Origin of the sequence: Candidatus Aeolococcus gillhamiae, assembly GCF_016464765.1 — a bacterium.
GTDB lineage: Bacteria > Chloroflexota > Dormibacteria > Aeolococcales > Aeolococcaceae > Aeolococcus > Aeolococcus gillhamiae.
In genome coordinates this window covers 1-4125 of the sequence record NZ_JAEKNS010000133.1, presented here as the reverse complement: position 1 = coordinate 4125, position 4125 = coordinate 1, and the positions used below count along the sequence as shown (strand labels likewise).

Below are 4125 nucleotides of genomic sequence, written 5' to 3'. Positions count from 1 at the left end.
ACGGATCCGCGCACCTGGGCGGTCAAGGACTGGGTGAGCGATGTCGTGCCGCACCTGGCCTACGGTGCGGTCGCCGCCGGCGTCCTGCGCGAGATCGACAGGTCGCCGTCTCGACGCTGAGCGCCACGATCATCAGGCAGGCAAATACTCCGGACCACGCCTGCGGCCTCGATCCGCGACGTGCACAAAGGTACAGCGAGTATCGGCGATGGCAGGGACTCCTATGGGTTATCGAGCGCTGGTCGGTGACGACCGCCGCCACGCTCTCTGGACCACCCCGTCCAGCTCCGCCTCGATGACGCCGTAGCACTCGCAAGCCGCAGCTTCGAGGCCGCGGCGGTCGAGGATAGTGACCCGGCCGCGGTGGTATTCGATGAAGCCCGCTGCTTGGAGGATCCCCGCCGACAGGGTCACCGTGGCGCGCCGCGAGCCCAGCATCTCGGCGAGGAACTCATGGGTAATGGCGAATACCTCCGTGCCGACGCGGTCGGAGCTCATCAGCAGCCATCGGCTGAGGCGCTCCTCATTGGAGTGGAGCCGATTGCACGCCCCGGCCTGCGCGACCTGGGCGAAGAGGGCCTGAAGGTAGTCCCCCACCAAGTCGCGGAGAGGACCGTCGTCGCGCTCGACCTCCTCGCGGAACGCCGACGCACTGATGCGGTCGGCCCATCCTGCCACAGAGACGATGGCCCGGACGGAGGAACCGGCCGTCACCTGCGGCACCCCGACGATCCCCTCATTCCCGATGGTGGCCACCTCCACAATTGCTCCCTCGTGGAGCGGCGTCACCAGCGAGACCACGCAGTTGCGCGGGAACTCGACCGAGTCGACCATCTGACCCGGCTCGAAGAGCACGGTCCTGTGCTCGAGGAAGACTGGGCTGAGGGAGCGCGCCAAGCGCTCTCGTACAGCGGGTGGGAGTACGGCGAGAAGCTGATTCGTTCCGCCGCGAGTGTCGCCGTCGATCTTCGTCCCCGAGCTGCAAGGCGCGCCCGCTTGGCCGCTGTCGCGGTCTATCGCCGTCGCGTCGGCGCCCTAGAGCGCCCCTCCCCCCCACAATACTCCCGATGTCCGGCCACGTAGGCCCCACCCGTGGACAGACTTGGGCTCGACAGTGCCGTATGGCCAAGCGTTCGGCTCCCTTCACCGACTGCATGATGTGTCGCGCGCGCAGCGCCCGGCTTCTGCGTTTGACGTCGTCGCTCGCCGAGGCCGCGCCGTGTCGTCCGAACCTGAAGTGTCCGAACTGCGGTCAGACCTTTCGGTTCCGTGGGTCACGGCTCCACGGACGCCTTCCTGCTAGCCCGGCCCGAAGCCTTCTTCTCTAGCTCTCCGCCCACCTCAGACATCAGAGATCCCTGCGGCCGGTCAAGCGAGTGGACATTGAGCGACCACACCGCCACCATGGTATGGAGGCAGCTGGTCGCGGTAACGGCGACGGCACCAAGCGAGGAGTTGGCCATGACCGACCAGTCGAACGCCCCAGACGAGGCCACCCCCGATGAAGCCGCCAAACGCACGCACGACGGCAACGCGCACGCTGATCACGTGGAGACCGGTGAGCAGACGCGGGGCGCGACACAACGCTGGGGCGCAAATTCGCCTGGCTCGAACACAATCCCCGCGACCGGGGACAGCCCACCGTCCGAGGAGAGCGACAAGCTTCCTAACGAGGGCTAGTTGACGCGGTCACGGCCGCTATTTCAGCAGCCGGTTAGGTGTGCTGGCGCTCCAGACCCTTAGCCAATACGACGCCGTAGAGAACATGGTCGGCGGCGAGGGCCGCGCGCGGCACCAGGTCCACGCACTCATCCGCGGTCTGCTGGCGGAGGGTGCAGGAAGGGGCGTCCTCCGGGACGATATCGCGCCTGACGAGCTCGCCAGCTACTGCCTGCACGCCCTGACCGCAGCCAGCAGCCTGCCCTCCAAAGCCGCCCTCCGTCGGCTCGTCGCCGTCACTCTGGCTGGGTTGCGCCCCCCGACGTGACCCACGCCGAAAGGCTTGGGGCACACGTGCGGCCACGGAGTTGACCACCAGCGCTCGGCGGGTCCGGTTCGAAGCTGGCGCGTTGTCACCGCACTTGTGGGCGTTTGCAGATTTCGTCCTGGGACGTCCAGCCACGTCTGCCAACAACTGTCAGCAGGCTCCCGTGGGGGTCAAATTTTCCCGTCGATCTCGCCGAGCGCGTCCGATGCCGCCTCGCTGGGTGGGGCAATCCCTTACTGAACAAGGACTTTGGCGGAGCGAGAGGGATTCGAACCCTCGATCCGAGTTGCCCCGGATACCCGCATTTCCAGTTCGTGTTTCGGGGGTCCTCGAACGTCCGTCAGCATCCAGGGCGAGTTCAAGCGGCGCCTGATTGACGCGGTTCCGTCCAGCGGAGTCCACGACCGTCCGGCCCCGTGGAGGTCAATTTTGGGGGTCAGAAAGAGCCAGAGTTGGCACCATCACACCTCCCTGACGGGGCCACGCGGCCTTGACCAGCGAGGCCCAGGCCAGGGTCGGCGCGACCCCACAGCGGGCGACACGGCGCAACGCTTAAGCGGACCGAGTCGTGCGGCGTCGGCCCGGCTACGGTGCTGGTCTCCATGTATTGCAACACCCTTTTTCCGCATGCTGAGAGGAGTCGGCGACCCGACCGCAGCTGGATGGTGGTGTTGTTGTCATTCGCTGCCTCAATGGACTCGATGGCCCCGGGGTGAAGCCAAAGGTCGCGCACACCGTCGGGAGTGCCAGCGGCGATGCGGCTGAACTTCGTGGTGGACGATACTGGCGCACTGCCCTGCTGATGTGGCCGATCGGCCGGCGCTGGTTTGGCCCTGAGGCTTTCATCGCGCGCGACCAGGGCAGCGCGCAACTTTGGCGACGCCTCCTGGCGGGTTCGCCCGTACAACGCTGGCCGGCGAGTCACCCCGTCCTCGATCACCGTGTACCGCGCGACCCATAGGCCGTCGGCACGAGGGTGCGCCGAGACGGAGCCTTCGCCATTGCCTCGCTTTGCCGCCGGAGGAATGTACCAACCTCTTGCGCCAGTTGTCACAGACGTTTGTCACAGTGGAGCCGGTCGTTGAGTCACCGGATGCACCATGGCGGGACCGGCAACACCCGTGCTGCATAAGGGATTTGGCGGAGCGAGAGGGATTCGAACCCTCGATCCGAGTTGCCCCGGATACCGCATTTCCAGTTCGTGTTTCAGGCGTCCTCAGGGGTCCACCGGCGTCCCTCCTGAACTCGGCATCGGTCCGATTGACGACTTCCCGTCCAGCAGAGTCCGCCGCCGTCCGGCCCCGGGGGGGTCAACTTGGGGGTCAGAAAAGGCCAGAGTTGGCACCATCCCACCTCCTCGACGGGGCCACGCGGCCCTCACCAGAGAGGCCAGGCGAGGGTGGGCGCGGGCGCACGGCGGGCGACACGGCCCGACGCGATGCGTACCGAGTCGTCCGGCATCGGCCCCGCTACGTTCCTAGTCTCCATGCCTTGTAACACCCTTTTTCCGCCTCCGGATCGGACATAGTCTCCGGCTCCAGCGGACTGGGCGCGCCGCAGTGACGGATACGGACACGGACCTCCGGCGATGGTAAGGAGGACGCCCGTCAAACCCCAACCGACCCAAGGGTCAGGATGAGTCAGGGAAGACGGGCCGCTGCCAGCGCTGCCGCGATGGGGAGGGGTACGAGAACGATGCCGACCGCTGCCGGGAAGGCCGAACGGCTACCGGTGACCCTCGCGAGAATCCTCGGACGTCTCCTCGGGGCTGCTCACATGACCGGGGGACTTGGCTGCGTCGGCGCCGCGCTCCTCCTGGGTCTCGTCATCAAACTTGTGCTCGGTGTCCTTGGTCTTCTCCGCCTCCTCGATCTGCTCGGGGATCGGGTCGCCCTCCTTGCCGCCACGTCCGGCGCCCGGAGTCGCGGTGAGCGGGTCCGCGCCGATGTTGTGGGTCGGATCGCTCTGCTGGTCTGGCATGGGCTGTCCTCCAAGATTCTGAACGGGCGTCGGTTCCATGCTAGGCATGCGGTACCGTTGAACACATGGGCATCGGACGCGGCCTGCTGATCGGCGCTGCCGCGGGCGCGGCAGGGACGACGGCGCTCAATGCGGTCACCTACCTGGACATGGCGATT

General features: G+C 66.8%; 3 protein-coding genes and 1 pseudogene. 2 read left to right on the top strand and 2 right to left on the bottom strand.

The genetic code is table 11. The features are described 5' to 3' along the window. Nucleotides 1–228: 228 nt before the first annotated feature. Entirely contained in the window at nt 229–897 is a 669-nt protein-coding gene (locus JF886_RS13295; RefSeq protein WP_337313239.1) for a Crp/Fnr family transcriptional regulator, read from the bottom strand. 564 nt (nt 898–1461) lie between these two features. Between JF886_RS13295 and JF886_RS13290 the strand changes: the two genes are divergently transcribed. Further along, nucleotides 1462–1680 (top strand): hypothetical protein, encoded by a 219-nt coding sequence (locus tag JF886_RS13290; RefSeq protein WP_337313237.1) that lies wholly within the window; start codon nt 1462–1464, stop codon nt 1678–1680. 103 nt (nt 1681–1783) lie between these two features. After that, nucleotides 1784–1987: pseudogene (locus JF886_RS13285) on the top strand (SbtR family transcriptional regulator); the annotation flags it as partial. 1725 nt (nt 1988–3712) lie between these two features. Here the strand turns inward: JF886_RS13285 and JF886_RS13280 are convergent. Next, nucleotides 3713–3967, bottom strand: a complete 255-nt coding sequence (locus tag JF886_RS13280; RefSeq protein ID WP_337313235.1) for a hypothetical protein — start codon at nt 3965–3967, stop codon at nt 3713–3715. Nucleotides 3968–4125: the final 158 nt, after the last annotated feature.

What these genes read in the sequence shown, in the direction of transcription:
- JF886_RS13280 (WP_337313235.1), bottom strand. Translation starts at nt 3,967, where the DNA reads ATGCCAGACCAGCAGAGCGATCCGACCCACAACATCGGCGCGGACCCG.
- JF886_RS13290 (WP_337313237.1), top strand. Translation starts at nt 1,462, where the DNA reads ATGACCGACCAGTCGAACGCCCCAGACGAGGCCACCCCCGATGAAGCC.